25 protein-coding genes and 1 tRNA gene are annotated in these 21,315 nt (G+C 45.0%); 1 reads left to right on the plus strand and 25 read right to left on the minus strand.

Annotation, left to right across the window (positions count from 1 at the left end):
- The 24 genes from C4K46_RS06580 to fabM form a co-directional block, all read right to left on the minus strand.
- Entirely contained in the window at positions 1 to 963 is a 963-nt protein-coding gene (locus C4K46_RS06580; protein WP_209628098.1) for a dihydropteroate synthase, read from the minus strand.
- Positions 964 to 1,494: 531 nt separating this feature from the next.
- Positions 1,495 to 2,688 (minus strand): acetate kinase, encoded by a 1,194-nt coding sequence (locus C4K46_RS06585; RefSeq protein ID WP_209628099.1) that lies wholly within the window; start codon positions 2,686 to 2,688, stop codon positions 1,495 to 1,497.
- A 47-nt stretch (positions 2,689 to 2,735) separates the two neighbouring features.
- Positions 2,736 to 3,689, minus strand: a complete 954-nt coding sequence (locus tag C4K46_RS06590) for a class I SAM-dependent methyltransferase (protein ID WP_209628100.1) — start codon at positions 3,687 to 3,689, stop codon at positions 2,736 to 2,738.
- Positions 3,690 to 3,719: 30 nt separating this feature from the next.
- Positions 3,720 to 4,037, minus strand: a complete 318-nt coding sequence (gene comGG / locus C4K46_RS06595) for a competence type IV pilus minor pilin ComGG (RefSeq protein ID WP_209628101.1) — start codon at positions 4,035 to 4,037, stop codon at positions 3,720 to 3,722.
- Positions 4,015 to 4,452 carry a competence type IV pilus minor pilin ComGF gene (comGF, locus tag C4K46_RS06600; RefSeq protein WP_209628102.1) on the minus strand — a complete coding sequence of 146 codons (438 nt, stop codon included), beginning with the start codon at positions 4,450 to 4,452 and terminating at the stop codon, positions 4,015 to 4,017. The genes comGG and comGF overlap by 23 nt, the downstream gene beginning before the upstream one ends.
- Entirely contained in the window at positions 4,436 to 4,729 is a 294-nt protein-coding gene (gene comGE / locus C4K46_RS06605) for a competence type IV pilus minor pilin ComGE (RefSeq protein ID WP_209628103.1), read from the minus strand. The genes comGF and comGE overlap by 17 nt, the downstream gene beginning before the upstream one ends.
- Positions 4,701 to 5,129: a competence type IV pilus minor pilin ComGD gene (gene comGD, locus C4K46_RS06610; protein ID WP_209628104.1), complete on the minus strand. Its 429-nt coding sequence runs from the start codon at positions 5,127 to 5,129 to the stop codon at positions 4,701 to 4,703. Before comGD ends, comGE begins: the two co-directional genes overlap by 29 nt.
- Positions 5,089 to 5,406: a competence type IV pilus major pilin ComGC gene (gene comGC / locus C4K46_RS06615; protein WP_209628105.1), complete on the minus strand. Its 318-nt coding sequence runs from the start codon at positions 5,404 to 5,406 to the stop codon at positions 5,089 to 5,091. Before comGC ends, comGD begins: the two co-directional genes overlap by 41 nt.
- A complete protein-coding gene (gene comGB, locus C4K46_RS06620) occupies positions 5,403 to 6,446 on the minus strand; it encodes a competence type IV pilus assembly protein ComGB (RefSeq protein ID WP_209628134.1) in 1,044 nt (347 codons plus the stop codon). Before comGB ends, comGC begins: the two co-directional genes overlap by 4 nt.
- Positions 6,367 to 7,308 carry a competence type IV pilus ATPase ComGA gene (gene comGA, locus C4K46_RS06625; protein ID WP_209628106.1) on the minus strand — a complete coding sequence of 314 codons (942 nt, stop codon included), beginning with the start codon at positions 7,306 to 7,308 and terminating at the stop codon, positions 6,367 to 6,369. Before comGA ends, comGB begins: the two co-directional genes overlap by 80 nt.
- A gap of 53 nt (positions 7,309 to 7,361) precedes the next feature.
- Positions 7,362 to 8,300, minus strand: coding sequence for a TDT family transporter (locus tag C4K46_RS06630; RefSeq protein WP_209628107.1), 939 nt, complete (start codon positions 8,298 to 8,300; stop codon positions 7,362 to 7,364).
- Between the two features lie 185 nt (positions 8,301 to 8,485).
- The gene (locus C4K46_RS06635; RefSeq protein ID WP_209628108.1) at positions 8,486 to 9,256 is read right to left on the minus strand and encodes an acetyl-CoA carboxylase carboxyl transferase subunit alpha; all 771 of its coding nucleotides are present in this window, start codon (positions 9,254 to 9,256) and stop codon (positions 8,486 to 8,488) included.
- Positions 9,253 to 10,116 (minus strand): acetyl-CoA carboxylase, carboxyltransferase subunit beta, encoded by an 864-nt coding sequence (gene accD / locus C4K46_RS06640; protein ID WP_209628109.1) that lies wholly within the window; start codon positions 10,114 to 10,116, stop codon positions 9,253 to 9,255. Before accD ends, C4K46_RS06635 begins: the two co-directional genes overlap by 4 nt.
- A 33-nt stretch (positions 10,117 to 10,149) precedes the next feature.
- A complete protein-coding gene (gene accC, locus C4K46_RS06645) occupies positions 10,150 to 11,532 on the minus strand; it encodes an acetyl-CoA carboxylase biotin carboxylase subunit (RefSeq protein WP_209628110.1) in 1,383 nt (460 codons plus the stop codon).
- Between the two features lie 17 nt (positions 11,533 to 11,549).
- Positions 11,550 to 11,972: a 3-hydroxyacyl-ACP dehydratase FabZ gene (gene fabZ, locus C4K46_RS06650; RefSeq protein WP_209628111.1), complete on the minus strand. Its 423-nt coding sequence runs from the start codon at positions 11,970 to 11,972 to the stop codon at positions 11,550 to 11,552.
- Complete coding sequence (gene accB / locus C4K46_RS06655; RefSeq protein WP_209628112.1) at positions 11,969 to 12,466, minus strand: acetyl-CoA carboxylase biotin carboxyl carrier protein; 498 nt, start codon at positions 12,464 to 12,466, stop codon at positions 11,969 to 11,971. Before accB ends, fabZ begins: the two co-directional genes overlap by 4 nt.
- A complete protein-coding gene (gene fabF, locus C4K46_RS06660; RefSeq protein ID WP_209628113.1) occupies positions 12,467 to 13,699 on the minus strand; it encodes a beta-ketoacyl-ACP synthase II in 1,233 nt (410 codons plus the stop codon).
- Between the two features lie 18 nt (positions 13,700 to 13,717).
- Positions 13,718 to 14,452 (minus strand): 3-oxoacyl-[acyl-carrier-protein] reductase, encoded by a 735-nt coding sequence (fabG, locus tag C4K46_RS06665; RefSeq protein WP_209628114.1) that lies wholly within the window; start codon positions 14,450 to 14,452, stop codon positions 13,718 to 13,720.
- A gap of 9 nt (positions 14,453 to 14,461) precedes the next feature.
- Complete coding sequence (gene fabD, locus C4K46_RS06670; protein ID WP_209628115.1) at positions 14,462 to 15,382, minus strand: ACP S-malonyltransferase; 921 nt, start codon at positions 15,380 to 15,382, stop codon at positions 14,462 to 14,464.
- Positions 15,375 to 16,349 carry an enoyl-[acyl-carrier-protein] reductase FabK gene (fabK, locus tag C4K46_RS06675; RefSeq protein WP_209628116.1) on the minus strand — a complete coding sequence of 325 codons (975 nt, stop codon included), beginning with the start codon at positions 16,347 to 16,349 and terminating at the stop codon, positions 15,375 to 15,377. Before fabK ends, fabD begins: the two co-directional genes overlap by 8 nt.
- A gap of 373 nt (positions 16,350 to 16,722) precedes the next feature.
- Positions 16,723 to 16,947 carry an acyl carrier protein gene (locus C4K46_RS06680; protein ID WP_209628117.1) on the minus strand — a complete coding sequence of 75 codons (225 nt, stop codon included), beginning with the start codon at positions 16,945 to 16,947 and terminating at the stop codon, positions 16,723 to 16,725.
- A gap of 56 nt (positions 16,948 to 17,003) precedes the next feature.
- Complete coding sequence (locus C4K46_RS06685; protein ID WP_209628118.1) at positions 17,004 to 17,978, minus strand: beta-ketoacyl-ACP synthase III; 975 nt, start codon at positions 17,976 to 17,978, stop codon at positions 17,004 to 17,006.
- Positions 17,978 to 18,412 carry a fatty acid biosynthesis transcriptional regulator FabT gene (gene fabT / locus C4K46_RS06690; protein WP_209628119.1) on the minus strand — a complete coding sequence of 145 codons (435 nt, stop codon included), beginning with the start codon at positions 18,410 to 18,412 and terminating at the stop codon, positions 17,978 to 17,980. Before fabT ends, C4K46_RS06685 begins: the two co-directional genes overlap by 1 nt.
- A gap of 122 nt (positions 18,413 to 18,534) precedes the next feature.
- Positions 18,535 to 19,326, minus strand: coding sequence for a trans-2-decenoyl-ACP isomerase (fabM, locus tag C4K46_RS06695; RefSeq protein WP_209628120.1), 792 nt, complete (start codon positions 19,324 to 19,326; stop codon positions 18,535 to 18,537).
- A gap of 258 nt (positions 19,327 to 19,584) precedes the next feature.
- On the opposite strand from fabM, the gene C4K46_RS06700 reads away from it, so the two are divergent.
- Positions 19,585 to 20,943 carry an aspartate kinase gene (locus C4K46_RS06700; protein WP_209628121.1) on the plus strand — a complete coding sequence of 453 codons (1,359 nt, stop codon included), beginning with the start codon at positions 19,585 to 19,587 and terminating at the stop codon, positions 20,941 to 20,943.
- Between the two features lie 216 nt (positions 20,944 to 21,159).
- Here the strand turns inward: C4K46_RS06700 and C4K46_RS06705 are convergent.
- Positions 21,160 to 21,233 (minus strand) — tRNA-Asn (locus C4K46_RS06705).
- Positions 21,234 to 21,315: the final 82 nt, after the last annotated feature.

A 21,315-nucleotide genomic window follows, 5' to 3' on the forward strand; every position in this document is an offset into this window, starting at 1 on the left:
TTATTTGTACTGTCCTAGATTGACATCTTCTAATTCCTGGGCCAGGCGAATAGCATCACCGATTTCAGCAGCTAGCTTGTGGGCTGCCAAATCGTGGACCCGCAGAATCTCCACTCCACTTCTGGCAGCAATACTAGTTAGATGGGCAGAGGCTAAATCTCGATTGCGATAGCCCTCACTCGTTGCCGGGTCTGTTTCCAAGCCATTTTTTTCCAGAAGGTTGACAATAAAACGCTTCCGCGATACCCCGAGAAAAATGGGATAGCCGGCTTGGTGAATACTAGCTAGGGCCTGTAAAAGTTGAAAGTTTTCTCGAGTCGTCAGACCAAAGCCAATCCCTGGATCCAAGTAAAGATTTTCCTGGGCCAAGCCCGCAGCCTCAGCTACTTTTAAGGATTTGGAAAAGAAACGCCACATCAAGTCTCTGATTCCCAGCCCTTCAAAGACCGCCAGTTCCTCAGCAGAGAAGGCTGGCTCAAAGCCAAAACTGGGAAAAATTTTAGAGCTAGCATGCCCAGGCCGGGCCATCACCGGATTAAACATTAAAATAGCAGAAGCCCCAGCCTCTTTGACCTTGCTTGCCATTTGTTTGTCTCCCAGAAAGCCCGTAATATCATTGATCAAATCTGCCCCCACTTGCAGGGCGGCCTCAGCAACCGGCGCCTTCCAGGTATCGATAGAAATCGGAATATCACTCTCTCGTCGGATGGCCTCAATCACTGGGACCACACGATTTATCTCGTCTTCAATCTCCACATAATGACTGCCTGGTCGGGTCGACTCACCACCAATATCCAGCATATCTGCTCCTTGCCCTATAAGCTTTCGCGCTTGGTGCAAGGCCTTGTCCACCGTATCGAATTTTCCACCGTCAGAAAAAGAATCGGGCGTCACATTGATGATGGCAGCTAACTTTGTTTTCTCTCTGTTTCTAGGGGATTTTGACCTGCTTATCTTTTCCATACTACTTCCTTTATACTAGTAAAAGAGGGCTTGAACCAAGCACCCTCCTTTTCTTATCAAGTGGGTTTGTCTCTCCCATTTTACCATATTTTTCAGGCCTGGGCAAAGGGCATTTGTCATCTATGTAAAAGCTATTTTTAGTAGCTGGGCCAGTCTTCCTTTACTAGAAAACGTCCCTATAAAGGCAGGGGAAAATTTCTTGGTCTAGCATAAAAGGATTGAATCAAAAGTTCTAGCTTCTCTTAGTTGCCCCTCTCTACTCAATGTGGTTTGGCTATGATTTATAAACTCAAATTAACTTTAAGGCTAGCGGAACTAAGTCTGAAAAACCTTTAGCTGAAACGATTTTCACCTGCTTTACTTATTTTTCAAAATCCCTTGCAAATAGGGCTTAGTCTGGAACGGACCTGCTTGAGCCTTCCTAGATGACTTGCCTTTCTAGAATTGTGGAATCCTCTTTGGAAAGCTGACAAAAAAACATGCCCAAGACCAAGATGGCCCAGGCATGCTGGTTTAGATGATGTGCTTGCTTTATTTTTTCAGACGTTCAACATCACGCGCAATCACCAATTCTTCATCGGTCGGAATCACCAAGACCTTCAAGCTAGCATCCTCTGTTGAAATCAAGCCCTTAACTGGACGGACTTCATTTTTGCTAGCATCAAGCTTGGCTCCTGCCCATTCAAAGTGACGGATAATATCCTGACGGACCTTTGGATCATTTTCTCCGATACCTGCTGTAAAGATAATTCCATCAGCTCCTGAAAGGACAGCCAAATATTGGCCGATGTATTTGACGATTCGATCGATAAACATATCATAGGCCAGTTGGCTCTTGGCATCACCTTGTTCCATAGCTGCCATAACATCCCGCATATCATTAGAAACTTCTGAAACTCCTAAAAGACCAGACTCTCGATTGAGAATGCGACTGATGTCTTCTGCAGTTTGAAAATCGTCTGAATGCTCTAAAAGATATGGGATAATAGCTGGGTCGATGTCCCCAGTCCGCGTTCCCATCATGACCCCAGCTAGGGGAGTGAAGCCCATAGAAGTATCAACTGATTTACCCGAATCAATAGCTGTGATAGAGACCCCATTTCCGATATGGGCTGTCACCAACTTCAAGTCTTCCAAAGGCTTACCCATAATTTTGGCCGCTTCCTGAGCTACGTACTCATGACTGGTCCCGTGAGCGCCATACTTACGAACTTGATTTTCCCGATAGTACTTGCTAGGTAGGGGATAACGGTAAGCCTTCTCAGGCATGCTGGTATGAAAAGAGGTATCAAAGACGACCACACTAGTGATGTCTGGTAAGATTTCTTTAAAAGCTCGAATCCCAGCAGCATTAGCTCCATTATGAAGAGGTGCTAAAAGGGTGAGCTCTTCAACCTTTTGAATGACATCCTCATCTACCAAAGCCGAATCCTTAAAGTGCTCACCACCAGCTACGACCCGGTGGCCAACCCCTGTAATCTCATCATAGGACTTGATAATGCCTAGGCGCATCAAATCATCTAATAGAATCTTTACAGCCTGGGTATGATCAGCGATAGCTAGAACTTGCTTTTCTTCTTTTCCATCAAACTTTACAGTCGAGATTGCATCATTGAGACCGATTCTCTCAATTAAGCCCTTGGCAATCACCTCTTCTTCAGGCATCAAATAAAGTTGCCACTTCAGACTAGAGCTTCCTGCATTGATTGCAATTGTTTTTGACATAATTCACCTCATTTAAGCGTTTTCAGTTTATTATATCAAAACTTTGTTTAGATTTCACTATCTTTGCGCCATTTTTGGAAATTTTCACTGAATTTCACGATTTCCTCCTGCTTCTGCAAATCTTGCAGGGGATAGACAAAAGGAGTCAACGGCTTCTTTTCCTGCTTTCTTAGGACAAAGATAGTCTTGGCTTGATTGCTACTAGCAAAAATAGACTCTGGCAGACTAATCATGGCCAAAATTTGCGCTTCCTTTTTGAGCCATTCTTTTAATAGAGGGCTCTGGGGGCTGGTCAAAAGTTGGTTGGGCGCCAGAAAAATAGCATAACCTCTTGGCTTTAGATATTTGAGGGATTGCTCCATCAAAAGATGGTGGGCATAAGTGTGCTCATCAGAACTGGCTACCTGGTAACGGCTAGCAATCTGATCATCTGGATAGTAGCCAATTGGCAAATCGCTGATGATAAAATCGCTCTCCTTTAAAACCTGGGGTCTAACAGCATCTCCTTGAACAAAACTAATTCTAGCATCCACAACGTGGGCGATACTCGCCGCCAAATCAATTAAGAGATCATCTAGCTCCAAGCCCAGATAGTCAATTTTTTTACTGCTATTATTGACAATGGTCTCGGCTAGATTTCCCGTTCCACTACCGATTTCTAGGAGGTCCAGCTCCTCCTTATCCCCCAACTGGTCAATTAGAAAGGTCAAGATAAAGCCGATTGCATCAGGTGTAAACTGATGATTGGCTTGTAGGGGCTCGGTCTGGGCCGCCTTCATCAAAATAAATTGATAGGCCCGCCGCCACTCCTCCCGGCTAAGCTCTAGTGCCTTGAGCTTTTGCTGATTGACTAGCAACTCCTTTAAATCAGTCTTTTGATCCAGATAGATACTATTTTGCTCAATCAAGGCGTCGTAAAAATTCGTAGCCAAGTGACTTTGAAGTAGATGGGTATTGGTTAATAAAAGGTTGTAGGCCTCTTCGATTTTTTCAAAATTCATATCGTCCTCCGCCTCTTATCATACCAAAAATTAGTCCTTTTTGCTATTCAAATAAAAATTAAACTGATAAGATTTATCCCCCTGCTCTACCTTAATCAGAAGCTTTTCTCCTTCTCTTTGATAGCTAGACTTCCCTTGGACAAAGTCTACTTGTCCGCTATTTTCCCTTGCTGCTTCCTTGGTCAAAAGGGCCATAGCATAAGCCTTGAGCCTTTCTTCCTGACGCAAGACTGAAGCCTGATAGTTGATTTGACGTTTGAGATAGAACTGCAAGAGCAGGCTGAAAATAGCTGCCATTAAGAGGGCATATAAGAGGACACCGGCCTCAATTTTTTTCCTCCACACCATAGACAAAGTCCCTTTCTAACCCCTCTTTAAAGCTAAAATGAATGATGATTAAGGAGCCTTCCTTTTTAATAGTCGTCTCTTTAAGACCAGTAATCATAGGTTGATAGCCCCGGTTATGGCTATCTGTCTTACGAAAATCATCGGCCTTGGACTGGCCAAAGGCAATTCCTTTTCCATCTTGCTTGACTAAAATTTTATCCTGGTCTAAGCTCTCAAACTGGCTTCTAGCCAGTTCTGCTTCCAGCTGGTCAGCAAATAAAAGCCACTCTTGCTTTTTATTGCTTTCCTGATAGGCCAAGTCCGCTCCTAAGAGCTTGGTCAGGGCTTGAAAGAGCAAGAGGCTACCACTGATGACCAGCAGGGCGACCAGGGCTTCCAGTAGGGTAAAGGCCGCTAGCCTACTTCTTCTCAACATGAATCAACTCCTCCCCCTGATGATAGACCCCAATAGCTTGCGAACTCCTTTTAACTTGAATGACCACACCATTTATTTCTAACCTATCTTGATTGGATTGGAGGGCCATTTGACCAGCCCGTAATAGCTCTTCTTGCTCAAGTAACCTGACTTGCTCTTTGCGTGACAGTCTGATTTCCTCTAAAATCAGACCAGCGATCAGCGAAAAAACAGCCAAGGCCAAGAGGGCTTCCAAAAGAATACTAGCTTCAATCCTTTGTTTTCTTAATTTTTCCATTTCCAATAAATAATTGATAATTGACAATCCCTTCCTGGGTTTGAAAGCGAATTTTCTCTAGCGAAGAATTTCCACCAGCCTGGTCAAAATGCAAGTCCAAGTCCTCCAAGACCTTGACCGACTTAGGAACACTTAAGCGGCTATAGCCGTTAGAAATCTCTCCCTGGGAAATCCGCAAGGTCAAGCCTTCCTGCCCCGTCACACTTAATTTTTGACTTTCCCGATAAAAATGCTCAAATTCCAACAGGAAAATCTGACTTTCAACTTGGTCAAAACTGGCTCGGACCGAGCCAGACAAGACCAGTAAAACAAAGGTCATCAAAGACAAGGTCAAGAGACTTTCAAAGAGGGTAAAGGCCTTAATCGGCAACCGTTGGATGTTCATTCTTATTCTTTCCATAATAGGCCTTGTAAGAATCAACCTGCTTTTGGGTCAAATTGCCCGCGCTGACTAATTTCGCTAGGGTAGCCTGCTCGCTACCATGCTTGAGCTCATATAGCTCAGCCTGGCTCTCGACAACCTTAACGACTGCGGCATTTCCCGTATCTGAAACGGCATCCTTTTGCTTGCTGAGATTAGGAACGAAGAGCAAGAGCAGGACACTGATGATGAGAAGGACAACCAACATTTCTATTAGAGTAAAACCTTCTAACTGCAATTTTTTTAATTTCTTCATAGGTGGACCTCCATATTTTGGTAAAGGGGTAAGAGCATGGCTGCATAAAGCAGGACAATCATTAGGGCAACAAAGATAAAGACCAGGGGTTGAATCAGGTTCATAGTAGCATGAAGTCGGCTGAAAAATTCCTCCCAGGTCTTACTAGCATAGACTTCTAGCTCACTCCCCAACTTAGACTTGACCTCCCCATATTCGATAATAAGGGACAACTCCCGCTTAAAAAAGGGATACTGGGCCACAGCCTGGGAAAACTCCTGGCCATTTTGAAGCTTGTAGGTCAGATCCTGGCCCAATTCTCGAAATAAAGCAGAGGCTTGATCCTGCATTAAGACTAGAATTTGGCTTAATTCTAACCCTTGGCCAATCATATTGCCCCATTCCCTGGCATAGTAGGCTGTCAGATAAGAGCGAGTAAAGGCTCCTAAAAAAGGTAGCTTAGCCAAGCGGGAAAAGAAGGCAAGTTTCGAGCTTTTACGGTAGTAAAAAAGAGCAAGCAAAGCAAAAAATAGGAGGCCTAGGCTTGTTAGCAAGAAAATCTGAGGCAGGTTGGAAATCAGCTGACTGGCAAGATTTTTGCTGTCTAGCTGGGGAAGAAGGTAGTGCCGCAGACCCAGCATAATTAAGAGCAGAAAGAGGAGCAAAATCAAGGGATAGGTGGCTACTTCAATCAATTTCTTTTTGACCTTGGCCAAATTTTCTAGATAGGAACTGATTTTAAGCAGACTCAACTTGATATTTCCATGGGCTTCAGCTAGTGAAAGCTGGGTGACCACATGATCAGCAAAGCCTAGATTCGCCATCATACTAGCAAAGGATTGGCCGGCGCTCAGTCCCTCTCTCATCCTGTCTACATAGGCCTTTTCAATCAAGGCACTGCGCTGAAAAAAGTGGACTGTCTCGGCCAGGTGAAAGCCACTGGAGAAGAGATTACTAAAGAGCTCAATAATCTTTTTCTGCTTATTGGTAGATAATCTTTTCACTTTCTGCCTGTTCAGCACTGATATGTCCTGCTGCAAAAAGCTGAGCAATTTGCTCATTCCAGTCTTTAGACTCATGCTCTTGGTAATTTTCACTGGCAAAATCAACGACACCTCCTCCCCCAATTAAACGTTGGTAGCAAATCCCTTGTAGGACAATATCCAGCTCCTGGGCCTTGACCCCTAGCTCTACCAGTCTTTCATAAACTCCGCGAATACTCTTGGCATGAATAGTAGAGAAAACCGTTGCTCCTGTCAGGCTGGCTCTCACAACTGCTCTAGCAGTTTGACTATCTCTAATTTCGCCGATAATCAGTAGGTCTGGTCGGTGACGAAGGGAAAGTTTAATTAAACTTTCATAGGTCAAACCAATAGCCTCATTGAGCTGCAATTGGAGCATCTCCTCCTGTTTAATCTCAACAGGATCCTCAATAGACATGACCTGCTGCTGGCCAAATTTGAGCTGGGCCAAATGATACATGAGGGTCGTCTTACCCGACCCTACTGGTCCCGAAAAAAGATAGAGTCCCCGCTGCTTGAATTTTTCTTTGAGCTCTGGAAATTGATTAAACCAAAATTTCAGCTCAGTTTCCTCATCATGCAGAAGACGAATGACCAGGCTTTCATAGCCCCGGTAGTCCCCAACACTAGATAGACGCAGAGAGACCTTCTTTTCTCCACAATCATAGTCACAAGAGCCCAGCTGACTCCTTCTTTTTTCACCAACATTCATGCCTGCGGTAAACTTAAAATGACTGATAACGGCTGCGATTTGCTCGAAATCATAACTATCAATGAAACGTCGTTCATCACCAATTCGCATAAAGATTTCATAGCAGGCTTTCTTAGGAACAAAATAGATATCCTGAGCGCCCTCTTTCTTAGCATCTTTAATCATGCTTTGTGCAAGTTCTTGAACCATAAGACCTCCTTACCTAACTATTCGCTAAAAGCAATCAAAAAAAGAGACTTTTTTCAAGTCTCGTCATTTTTTATCAAGCCTTCATCTGTCTGCCCAAAATAGACCAAATAAGATTTTAATACATATATGAGGACCAAAAGGGCAAGTCCCTCCTCCACAAGGCCTAAAGCCAGAAAGAAGGGCTGGGTCAAACCCAGCAAGGGCAGGCTCAATTTATAGGATAGAGCCGAGATTACCAAAGGGAAGGTCAGGGCGGAAAAGCTAGGAAGAAAGGGCTCGCGAATAATTTTTCTGACAAAAAAGAGGGCAAAAAGATAGAAGGACTGGGCCAAGAGAAAGAGGATAAGCAGGAAGGGCTGGTTAAAATCAGCAGCAGCTAGCTTGATATAGGCCGCTAAAAGGAGAGAAAAAGGAGCACAAAAGATAGCCAACTGGGGTCTCAAGCCACTTGGCAGGGTCCCACGAGCCAGGAGCTGAAAGATAAAGGGATAGAGCAGCAGGCTCAGGACTAGACCAAATACAAAACCAAACCAGGCCAGGAAGGGCACTTGTACCACCTGACCTGTCAGGGCAGCCATGGCTATTCCCACATAAAGGACGGTCCAACTCGGGCTAATCTTTCCCTGCCTTAAATAGGGATAGAATTTTCGGGTAAAATAAAGAATTAAAAGAAGGTGAACTAAAAAAGCCAAAAACCATAAAATTTTAGCCAAGCCTAACCAAGGGCCAGCAAAAGAAGAGAGGTAGGCAGCCAAAAGCATGCTGGACATGGGGTAGGTCGCAAAACTAGAGGCCAAGGGGGCCTCCTGCAAGTCCCTAAATAGGTTTGGCAAATGGCTGAGCAAAAAGAAGCTTAGCCAAAGCCAGCATAAAAGCCCCAGACCACTAAAGACATGATACAGTAAAATATGATGGCTAGCCAGAAGATTGGCTAGGCCAAAGAGACCTAAAATCAATCCAGCAAAAACTAAAGGGGGTTGTTTTCTAATCATATATAACTCCTATATTGAGGGCCAAACAAGGCTAACTTTAGGAAAAACTTGCTAGCAGAGGCATCTCTAAAAAATCGGAGCCTTAATTTCAACTAGTCGACTCAAAAGTCCTACTCCTTCTTAAAGTTTATAAAAAGGGAAGCTCCTTACTGTTGCGCCAGCAAGAAAGCTCCCTTGAATGCTTATCAATATTTACGAAAACGTTGGTAACGGTTTTCGAGAAGTTGATCTAGTGGCAACTGCGATAGGCTAGCCAACTCAGAAACCAGCTCCTGCTTAATCGAAGCTAGCAAGTCGTGCTTGCTGAGTCCTGCTTCTGACAAGACCTTGTCTACCACACCCATTTCCAAAAGCTCGTGCGACGTGATTTTCATCAATTCTGCGGCTTCCATGGCGCGGCTACCGTCTTTCCAGAGAATAGAGGCAAAACCTTCCGGACTAAGAACGGCATAGATTGAATTTTCCAGCATCCAAACCTTATCGGCCACAGCCAAGGCCAGGGCCCCACCAGAGCCCCCTTCACCGATGATAAGGGCGATAATCGGAACCTTGAGATCGCTCATTTCCAAAAGATTTCTGGCAATAGCTTCTCCCTGTCCCCGCTCTTCAGCACCGAGACCCGGGTAGGCCCCTGCTGTATTGATAAAGGTCACGACTGGACGGCCGAACTTTTCCGCCTGTTTCATCAGGCGCAGGGCCTTACGGTAGCCTTCTGGATGGGGCTGACCAAAGTTGCGCCGCAGATTGTCCTGGAGGTTTTTTCCTTTTTGAATCCCGACGACAGTTACCGCTTGACCATTGAGCTTACCGATACCGCCAATAACTGCACCATCATCCCGAAAGGACCGATCTCCATGGAGCTCGATAAAATCATCAAAAATTTCTCTAGCAAAGTCTAGGGCGGTCAAGCGGGTTTGATCCCGCGCTTCCTTGATAATTCTGGTAATCTTACTCATTGTCCACCTCCATGAAATTCCAAGAGTTTGGCAATCTTAGCTCGCAAGTCTGCCCGTTTAACAATGGCATCAACAAAGCCATGTTCCAGCAGAAATTCTGCCTTTTGGAAATCATCTGGCAGGGTTTCACGAACGGTAGACTCAATCACCCGCCGACCCGCAAAACCGATTAGAGTTTGAGGTTCAGCTAGGATAATATCCCCTTCCATGGCAAAGGAGGCTGTCACACCACCGGTAGTTGGGTCTGTCAAAATAGTCAGATAAAAGAGGCCCGCCTTGGAATGGCGTTGGACAGCAGCCGAAATCTTAGCCATCTGCATCAGACTGATGATTCCCTCCTGCATCCGGGCCCCTCCAGAGGCTGTAAAGAGCACCACTGGTAGCTTTTTCTCCGTCGCATACTCAAAGAGTTGGGTAATTTTCTCACCGACAACCCCTCCCATAGAGGCCATGATAAAGTTGGAGTCCATAATCCCCAGAGCTGTCTTATGGCCGGCAATTTGAGCCAGACCAGTCATTACTGCCTCATCTAAGCCAGTCTTTTCCCGAACCTGGGCCAGCTTTTCCTTGTACTTAGGAAAGGCTAGCGGGTCTGTCGTTTCATGACCAGTGAAGAGCTCCTCAAAGGTTCCCTCATCAATAGTAATTGCTAGGCGATCCTGGGCTGAAATCCGAAAATTATAACTACAATAGGGGCAGGTTTGGTTGGAGCCCAAATCCTTTTGATAAATTGTATGCTTACAAGCTGGACATTTGGCAAATAGCTCGTCTGGCACCTCAGGCTTTGCTTGAGGCTTCTCCCGACTCGACCCATTTGGATTGATACGGATATATTTATCCTTTTTTGAAAACAAAGCCATTACTTATACTTACTCCTTTATCAGCTAGAAGGCCTAGCCTTCTTTTTCTTGCATCTTTTCCTGGTAGGCAGGAAGAAATTTTTCCATCAAAAAGGCGGTATCGTAATCTCCCGCAATCACGTTGGCGTCAGAAATCAGATCTAATTGGAAGCCACTATTGGTCACTAAGCCATCAATTTCCAATTCATAGAGGGCCCGTTGCATCTTCATCAGAGCATCAAAGCGATTTTCTCCATGAACGATAATCTTGGCAATCATACTATCATAGTAAGGGGGAATGGTATAGCCAGGGTAGACGGCTGAGTCCACCCGCAGACCGACTCCTCCACTAGGTAGGTAAAGATTGGAAATTTTTCCTGGGCTAGGGGCGAAATTAAAGGCTGGATTTTCAGCATTGATTCGACATTCAATAGCATGGCCTGAGATGCTGACATCCGCTTGTTGGAGGGATAATTTTTCACCCGCAGCAATCTTAATTTGCTCCTTGACAATATCCACTCCAGTAACAAATTCTGTAACCGGATGTTCTACCTGGACCCGGGTGTTCATTTCCATAAAGTAGAACTCCCCCTTGGCTTCATCCAGTAGGAACTCGATGGTCCCGGCATTTTCATAGGACACAGACTCGGCGGCCCGAACAGCGGCTTCGCCGATTTCCTGGCGGAGTGTTTTTCCAATCGCTACCGATGGGCTCTCCTCTAAAACCTTTTGATTGTTTCTTTGAAGAGAGCAGTCCCTTTCGCCTAGGTGGATGACCTGACCATACTGGTCCGCTAAAATTTGGACTTCAATATGGCGGGCAGGGTAAATAACCCTTTCCATATACATGGCACCATTACCAAAGGCCGCCTTGGCCTCGCTAGAGGCAGACTCAAAGGCTGCTTTTAGATCCTCTGCCCGCTCAACCTTACGGATTCCCTTACCACCACCACCAGCAGAGGCCTTAAGCATGACAGGATAGCCAATCTTTTGGGCCACCTCTAGGGCTTCTTCCGATGTATGAACTTCCCCGTCAGAGCCTGGGATAACCGGTACTTGCGCCTTAATCATCTGCGCTCTGGCGTTGATTTTATCCCCCATCAGGTCCATTACCGCACCAGACGGGCCAATAAACTTAATTCCTACTTCTTCACACATGGTGGCAAACTTGGAATTTTCACTTAAGAAACCAAAACCAGGGTGGATGGCTTCAGCCTCTGTCAAGACTGCCGCAGACAAGACCGCATTCATATTGAGATAAGAGTCGGTTGACTTGGCTGGCCCGATACAGATGGCCTCATCAGCCAGGAGAGTATGGAGGGCTTCCTTATCTGCAGTCGAATAGACTGCCACGGTTGCAATACCGAGCTCTCTAGCTGCTCGAATAATCCGGACCGCAATTTCCCCACGGTTGGCAATTAAAATTTTACGAAACATGGTGAAAGTTCCTCTTTCTATTGACCAAGGGCAAAGGTGAGGGTTCCACTTGCAGCAAGCTTACCATCCACTTCTGCCTTGGCTTCTACCACAGCAATCGTTCCCCGACGTTTGATAAATTTCGCTGTCATTATCAACTGGTCTCCAGGAACAACCTGCTTTTTAAACTTAACCTTGTCCATTCCCGCATAAAAGACGAGTTTGCCCTTGTTTTCTTCCTTGGACAATTCCAGGACCCCTGCTGTCTGCGCTAGAGCCTCCATAATCAAGACACCAGGCATCACAGGATATTCCGGAAAGTGCCCATTAAAGAAGGGTTCATTGACCGTTACATTTTTTAGGGCTACGATTTCGTCGTCCTTTAATTCTAAAACGCGGTCCACCAAAAGCATAGGATAGCGGTGGGGCAGGGCTTCTTTTATCGCAGTAATATCAATCATTTAATTCTTACCAGACCTTTCCCAAACTCGACCATTTCTTCGTTTTCAACTAGAATTTCGGTCACCAAACCATCTTTAGGGGCAGGGACCTCATTCATTACCTTCATGGCTTCAATGATCATCAGGGTTTGGCCCTTCTTGACCTGATCGCCTACTTGGACAAAGGCTGGCTTGTCTGGTCCAGCCGCTAGATAGGCTACACCGACCAAAGGACTTTCCACAATTTCACCCTCAGCAGCCTGGGTTGGCGCTGGCGCTGCCATCTCTTCAACAGGAGCTGGGCTAGGTGCTGCAAGTGGGCCAGAAGCCAAAGCTGTTTCTGCTGCCACTGGAGCAGGTGCTGGACTGGCAGCTGCAACAGGATGACTAGCAAGCGAAGGAGCAGCCTCATTTTTACTAAAGCTTAATTCATCGCTTTGATTTTTATAGGAAAATTCTCGGAGACTTGATTGGTCAAACTGGGCCATCAAATCTTTAATTTCATGGATATTCATCTAGTCCTCCCAACGTTTAAAGGCAACAACGGCATTGTGGCCACCAAAACCAAAGGTATTGGAAATAGCATAAGGAATTTCTTGCTCCTTACCTTGACCATAAATGACATTGGCCTCGATATAATCAGATAGTTCGCTAGTTCCAGCAGTCATCGGTACATAGCTATGACGCATAGCCTCGATAGAAGCAATCGCTTCAACTGCACCCGCCGCTCCCAGCAAGTGTCCTGTAAAGGACTTGGTTGAAGAAACCGGCACATCCTTACCTAGAACGGTAACAATAGAGGCGCTTTCTCCCTTTTCATTGGCTGGGGTGGAAGTTCCATGAGCATTGACATAAGCCACTTGACTCGGCTCAATTTCTGCCTCTTCCAGGGCCAATTTCATGGCCTTGATGGCACCCAGGCCTTCTGGATGAGGAGAGGTCATGTGGTAGGCATCACAGGTATTTCCATAGCCGACAATCTCAGCCAAGATTGTCGCCCCACGTTTTTCAGCATGTTCCAGACTTTCCAAGACCAACATCCCTGCACCTTCACCCATGATAAAGCCATTGCGGTCCTTATCGAAAGGAATCGAAGAACGGGCAGGATCTTCTGTCGTTGAAAGAGCTGTAAGAGCTTGGAAACCAGCGATGGCAAATGGAGTGATAGAAGCCTCTGCTCCCCCTACCAACATGATGTCTTGGAAACCATATTTAATCGAACGGAAGGCATCACCGATTGCATCATTTGAAGAAGCACAGGCTGTATTGATAGACTTACATACACCATTAGCTCCTAGACGCATAGCAACATTTCCAGCCGCCATATTTGGCAGGGCCTTAGGAAGAGTCATCGGTTTGACCCGTTTTGGCCCCTTGTCATGCAAGCGCACGATCTGGTCCTCAATTTCCTTGATTCCCCCGATACCAGAAGCAACGATGACTCCCAGACGGTCCTTGTCCAGACTATCCAAGTCCAATTTAGCATGTTCCACAGCTTCTAAGGAAGCATAGAGGGCATAAAGCGAGTAGTTATCAAAACGATTGGTATCTTTTTTAATAAAGTATTTATCAAAAGGAAAATCATTGATTTCTGCCGCATTGTGAACACTGTATTCACTAGCATCAAACTTGCTGATGGGACCAATCCCAATTTTACCTTCAACCAAGCTCTGCCAAAACTCCTCTGGGGTGTTTCCGATAGGTGAAGTGAGACCATATCCTGTCACAACAACTCGATTTAATTTCATACTGAACTCCTTTAATGATTACTGCATAGTAAGGCCACCGTCAATGGCAATGACTTGACCAGTTAGATATTCTTGACTTGCTAAAAAGAGGGCAACATCCGCTACTTCTTGGGTGTTACCAAAGCGCTTCATCGGGATTTGAGCCAGGGAGGCTTCCTTGATTTTTTCAGGTAGGCCTTCCGTCATATCCGACTCGATAAAGCCTGGGGCAATCACATTGACCCGGACATTTCGAGCCGCCACTTCACGCGCAACTGATTTTGAAAAACCAATCAAGCCGGCCTTGGAAGCCGCATAGTTGGCCTGGCCAATATTTCCGGTCAAGCCGACCACACTGGATAGATTAATAATCGCTCCAGCCCGCGCCTTGGTCATCGGTTTTAAGACCGCCTGAGTCATATTAAAGGCTCCGGTCAAATTGATTTTCAAGACCTGCTCAAAGTCAGCTTCTGTCAGCTTGAGCATGAGCTTGTCTCGAGTAATTCCAGCATTATTAACCAGAATATCTACCGAACCTAGACTAGTAACCGCCTCTTGGACCATCCGCTTGGCATCTTGGCTATCTGAAACATCTCCTGAAATCGCCACTACCTTAACTCCATAAGAAGAAAATGTAGCTAGCAAGTCCTCAGAAATCGAACCCCGACCATTCAGGACAATATTGGCCCCACAACTAGCAAACTTATGAGCAATTGCTAGGCCAATCCCTCTAGTAGAGCCTGTAATAAAAACATTTTTATTCTTAAGTTCCATGAATTTTCCTCATTTTTCCAAAAGGGCTGTCAAGCTCTCTACACTATCGACCTGGTTCAGACTAGCTGTCTTAGCAAGTTTCTTTAAAAATCCTGTCAAGACGCTACCCGGACCAATCTCGATAAAGCGCTCTACTCTAGCCTCCTGCATCAGGGCAATACTCTCATAAAAACGAACGGGTTCCATAACCTGACGAGTTAAGAGATTTTTAATTTCCTCTTTTTTCATGATTTTAGCCTCGGTATTGCCTACCAAGGGAATCTCAAAATCAGAAAATTCAACTTCAGCCAGAGCAATAGCTAATTTTTGACTAGCTGGTTTTAAAAGAGCTGTATGGAAAGGACCTGATACCTTGAGGGGAATCAGACGCTTGACACCTGCTTCTTTAAGAGCCGCCACTGCCCGATCAACAGCTGGCGCCTCTCCCCCAATCACAATCTGGCTGGGAGTATTATAATTGGCTGGTGTAACCACCCCGTAGCTAGAGGAAGCTTGACAAATCTCCTCAATCAGGGCCACATCTGCATTCAAAACAGCAACCATCTTACCTGACCCAGCTGGCGCCGCCTCTTCCATATAGGCTCCACGTTTAGCCACCAAGGCAAGAGCAGCTTTAAAATCAAGGGCACCTGCCGCTACCAGGGCTGAATACTCTCCCAGAGAAAGCCCCGCCACTATATCGGGCTTGATACCTGCCTGGTCCAACAAACGGTAAATAGCGATTGAGGTCGTCAAAATAGCTGGTTGGGTATAGCGGGTCTGATTGAGCTTGTCCTCGTCCTCATCGATCAAGGAGCGAACATCATAGCCCAAGATTTGACTGGCTTCTTGAAAGGTTTCCCTGACCAGTTCATACTGGTCATAGAGATCCCGCACCATACCTAGATATTGAGCCCCTTGCCCAGCAAATAAAAAGGCTGTCTTAGTCATGTCTCTTTACTCCTGCCCAACGGCTTGCTTCCTTTTGGATAACCTCTGCGGCTCCATAGTAAATGTCCTTGAGGATTTCCTCACAAGTTTCTTCCTTAGAAATCAAACCAGCAATCTGACCAGACATAACTGATCCGTTTTCAACATCACCGCGGACAACGGCATTCGCCAAAGCCCCAGCTCCTAGATTTTCAAAAACGCTCAAGTCTGGCTCAGCCTGTTTGAAGGCCTCTTTTTCAGCCTTTTCAAAGTCTCTTGTCAATTTATTTCGCAAGGCCCGAACAGCATGACCAAAATGTTGAGCAGAGATAGTCGTATCGATATCCCTAGCCTTCAAAATCATATCCTTATAGTTTTGGTGGGCATTGGACTCCTTGGCTACAACAAAGCGAGTTCCGACCTGCACAGCCTCTGCACCCAGCATAAAGCCAGCAGCAGCACCATGACCATCAGCAATCCCTCCTGCCGCAATAACTGGAATATTGACCGCTTCTACAACCTGACGTACCAAAGACATGGTCGTCAGTTTACCGATATGACCACCTGCTTCCATTCCTTCTGCGATGACAGCGTCCGCACCGATTTTTTCCATCCGTTTAGCCAGGGCCACACTTGGAACAACCGGAATGACTGTAATCCCCGCCTCATGGAAACGAGACATATATTTACTAGGATTTCCAGCACCAGTCGTCACCACCTTGACCCCTTCTTCAATCACCAAATCAACAATATCTTCGGCAAAAGGAGAAAGAAGCATAATATTGACACCAAAAGGTCTATCTGTCAGAGCCTTAATCTTATCAATATTGGCCTTGACTACCTCCTTGGGAGCATTTCCGCCACCGATAATTCCCAGACCACCAGCCTTGGATACGGCACCAGCCAGGTCACCATCAGCAACCCAGGCCATTCCCCCTTGGAAAATTGGATAATCAATATTTAATAGTTCTGTGATACGTGTTTGCATATTACCTTCCTTTAATAAGCTCCTTAAGAAAGGCAGAGCAAGAGAAAATCGACCATTCTAGAGCCATTTTCACTCGCTTAAAAGCCTTCTAGAGCATCCTTAATTTCATAAGATACGAGGACCTTGGGAAATAAATTCTACTAGTCTTTATTTTCTTAAGAAGCCCAAGCTCAATACTTCTTGCTTAAGTAATAATATGATTAACAAGCTATTATTACAAGCATGGACTTATCCCCTATAGTTTGACAGTCAAACTATTACCTAAACAAGAGGGAGTGGAAAAATCTTGTAAAACAAGTCGCTTCTCCCACCCCGACCAGTCAGCCTATTTCAAAAGAGGGCGAGAAGTTCTTTCTCAGCCCCATAAGCCTGTTTATTTTGTTTTTTCTTCAACATAGGCAACCAAGTCACCTACAGTGTTCAATCCTTCTTCAGTTTCGATTTGAATATCAAATTCATCTTCGATTTCTGAGATAACTTGGAACAAGTCCAATGAATCTGCTTCAAGATCATCAAAAGTTGATTCAAGTGTCACTTCTGAAGGTTCTTTACCAAGTTCCTCAACGATAATTTCTTGTACTTTTTCAAATACTGCCATGATAGACTCCTTTTAAAATAAAAATTTTTAATAATGTGACTAGTCACATCGATTAACTAAATTGTAACAATAAGTGTCCCCCATGTCAAACCACCACCGAAACCAGATAATAAAATTTTCTGACTTCCGTCCAGCCTGATAAGGTTTCGCTCAACACACTCCGAGAGTAAGATTGGAATACTTGCGGCACTGGTATTGCCGTACTCCATCATATTCGCAGGAAGTTTTTCTCTTTCGACACCAATCTTCTTGGCCATCTTATCCAAAATCCGCACATTGGCCTGATGAAGCAGGAGAAAATCCAAATCCTCAACCTCGACCGGGCTCTTGGCAATCGTCTCTTTGATTGATTTGGCCACATCGCGGATGGCAAAATCAAAGATTGTCCGCCCGTCCATGGTTAGGCACTTCTGGTCCTCTTCCTTCTCCGAAAAAGGTGAAGATAAGCCCGTCACACCCGACATCAAATATTGACCACGACTACCATCTGTTCCTTGCTCCTCAGCTAAGAAATGCTGGGTTGAACTTGCTTCTAGCAAGACCCCCCCGGCCCCATCACCAAAGAGAACAGCCGTTCTACGATCGGACCAGTCAACAACCTTGGATAAGGTCTCACTACCAATGATTAAGCCCTTCTGGTAACGGCCAGAAGCAATCAACTTTTCTCCCGTTGAAAGGGCGAAAATAAAGCCACTGCAAGCCGCAGTCAAATCAAAGGCAAAGGCCTTCTTGGCCCCAATTTTGGCCTGAACAGCCGCAGCCGTTGAAGGCATCATCGAATCCGGTGTCACCGTAGCCACAATGATAAAGTCGATTTGGTCAGCGCTTAGATTTGCCTTAATCAACAGGGACTCGGCAACCCGACTCGCTAAATCGCTGGTCGATTCAGTCTGAGAAATATGACGATTCTTAATTCCTGTCCGACTTGAAATCCACTCGTCACTCGTTTCCATCAACTGGGCCAAATCATCATTGGTAACCCTTTGCTGGGGAGCGTAGTGAGCAACCTGACTAATCTTTGCATAATTCATTATTTCAAGTCCTCTAAAAATTTATAAAGATTTTTCAGTCCCTTTTTCATGACCTTGATTTCATCCGGGCTCATTCCAGCAATGATTTTATCAACCATGGCATGGTGGAAGCGCCGATGCAACCGGTACAAAAGACGACCATTTTTTGTCAAGTTCAGATGCACCACACGACGGTCAACTGAGGAACGGCTCCGCTCGATATAGCCCTTTCTTTCCAAGTTGTTCAAGCTAGTCGTCACAGTTCCCAAAGTCACCATCAACTCTCTTGAAACATCACTTGGAGTAGCATTAGGCGTCTCACCAATGACATCAATCGTATGCATTTCTTTAATGGAGACATCATTGAAGCGGCTACTTCGCAGACTAGATTCTTCAATAACCAATACATTATTAAAAATGGATGTCAAGTAATCATTCACTAATTGGTAATTCAAAAAATCTACCCCCCTTTAAAAAAATAAGTTCAATCATCAAAACATTTGACTTTCAAAGTATATCAAATATGAAAGCAAATTGCAAGTTTTTTTCACAAAAAAGTCACAGCACCGCTAGCTTCCTACTTACCTGAAAACTTAGGCCGTCTCTTTTCCGAATAGGCCCGGACCCCTTCCTTAAAGTCCTCTGTAAAGGCCAAGGATTTTTGCAATTCTAACTCTAGTTGAGCATAGTCATCCCAGCCTGTAAATAAGCTCTTCCAAATCATCTCTTTTATTGCCCGATAAGAGTTAGCTGAGCCCCGTTTTAGCTTCTTAATCAACTGCTCACAGGTTTTCTCCAGTTTTTCACTGGGACAAAGCCGGTACAGCAAGCCATATTCCATAGCCTTGTCTGCTGTCAGGGCCTCACCAGTCAACACCAAATGACTGGCCCTAGTCACCCCAATAGCCCTGGCCAAGAGATAGAGTCCGCCCGCATCAGGTGCCAAACCAACACCCACAAAAGCCTGGATAAAGCGAGCCTTTTCTGAAGCGATACAAAAATCCGCCGCCACAGCCATATTGGCAGCAGCGCCAGCTACCGGCCCATCTACACACATAATCACCGGCTTAGGCAAGCGTTTCATAGAGAAGGAAATTTTATTCACCAATTCAGCAATTTCAACCAAGGATTGAATATCGTCGGCATCTACAGCACGTTGCATTTCCGCCAAATCCCCTCCGACAGAAAAAACCTTCCCATTAGCATCAATCAGGACAATGGCAACATTCTCGTCTTTAGCAGCCAAGTCAAGGGCCGCTAAAATTTCTTGACACATGGGAATATTAAAACCATTAGAGACCTCAGGGCGATTGAGAGTCAGTCTGGCCACACCATCATTAACGCTATATAGAATACCATTAAAGTTCATATCGTTCTCCATTCCTCTTTTAAAATTCGTTGGATGATAACTTCCAAACAAATCCTTTGATAATAAAATAGTTTGAATATCAAAGAGTCAAACTATCTACATTTTAGCATAATTTTATACTTTGTCCAAGTAAAAATGCTAGCTCTCGTCCATTTAGTTAAAAAATAAAAAGAGCAAGCAATTATTAACCAGAAAAGACTGACAAAGTCCCGCTTTTTTGCTATAATCTAAGGAGCTATTGCAAGAATAGGAGAAGACATGAAAGTTGTTAAATTCGGCGGAAGTTCCTTGGCGTCTGCCAGCCAATTAGAAAAAGTATTAAAAATTGTCCAAGACGATCCTGAAAGACGTTTTGTAGTTGTCTCAGCTCCAGGCAAGAGAGACGCCGAAGATACCAAGGTTACCGACTTACTGATTCGCTACTACCGCAAGTACACAGAGGACAAGGATGTCAGCAATGCCCAAAAGCGCATCATCAATCGTTATGCTTCCATGGTTGAGGAGCTAAAGCTCAAACCAACTGTCCTTGATAAAATCAAGCAAAGCATCCTGGATTTGGCCAAACTCCCCATTGACAATAACCCCTTCCTCTACGATAGCTTTCTCGCAGCTGGAGAAGACAACAATGCCAAACTAATCGCAGCCTACTTTAACCAAAATGGCCTCGAGGCCCGCTATGTCCATCCCAAAGAAGCCGGCCTGATTGTCTCTGATGAACCAGGGAATGCTCGCATTCTTCCCTCCAGTTACGATAAGATTGAAGAACTAAATGAAACAGACGAGGTCTTAGTTATTCCAGGTTTCTTTGGAGTCACACAAGAAAACCAAATCTGTACCTTTTCTCGGGGTGGCTCCGACATCACCGGCTCAATTATTGCTGCCGGCGTCAAGGCAGACCTCTACGAGAATTTCACCGATGTAGACGGTATCTTTGCAGCCCACCCAGGAATTATCAAAAATCCTCGCTCCATTCCAGAATTAACCTACCGGGAAATGCGGGAATTGGCCTATGCTGGCTTTTCAGTACTTCACGATGAAGCTCTGATTCCAGCCTACCGAGGTAAGATTCCCCTGGTTATTAAAAACACCAACAATCCCCAGCATCCTGGAACAAAAATTGTTTTAGAGCACAGCCAAAAGGAAATTCCCGTCGTAGGTATTGCCGGTGACTCCAATTTTGTCAGCATCAACATGTCCAAGTACCTGATGAATAGAGAGGTTGGGTTTGGACGTAAGGTCCTCCAGATTCTCGAAGATTTAAACATCCGCTGGGAGCACATGCCAACAGGAATTGACGACCTTTCCATCATCCTACGCAAGCGTGAACTAACTCCGATTAAAGAAGAGGAAATCCTCCGTCAACTCAGACAAAAAATCCAGGTAGACCATGCTGAAATCGAGCATGACCTTTCCATCATCATGATTGTCGGAGAAAAAATGAAGAGCCACATCGGTCTTACAGCGACCGCCACCAAGGCCCTATCAGACAATCATATCAATATCCAGATGATGTCCCAGGGTTCTAGTGAAGTTTCCATCATGTTTGTTATCAATTCAGAACAAGAAAAAGCCGCTATTAAGGCGCTCTACAAGGCCTTTTTCCAAGAAGAAGCCTAAAAGATATTCGCAGCAGACACAGACCAGCCTATTGGAGGTAAATTTCCAATAGGCTGGTCTTTTATTGCCTAGAACCTAAGAGGCTATCTTCAGTTAAGCTTAGTAAATTATAAGTAGCAATCTAGGACTAGTCTATTTGCCTGCCATCTTAGAAAGCTAGATGGACTAAAATCAGAAAAAAGAAAAAAGGATTGAAAAACCAATCCTTTTTAGAAACTCCGCAAGTAGGACTCGAACCTACGACATCATGATTAACAGTCATGCGCTACTACCAACTGAGCTATTGCGGATTCTAGCTAAGCGACTACCATATCTCACAGGGGGCAACCCCCAACTACTTCCGGCGTTCTAGGGCTTAACTGCTGTGTTCGG

Origin of the sequence: Streptococcus oricebi, from assembly GCF_017883985.1 — a bacterium.
GTDB lineage: Bacteria > Bacillota > Bacilli > Lactobacillales > Streptococcaceae > Streptococcus > Streptococcus oricebi.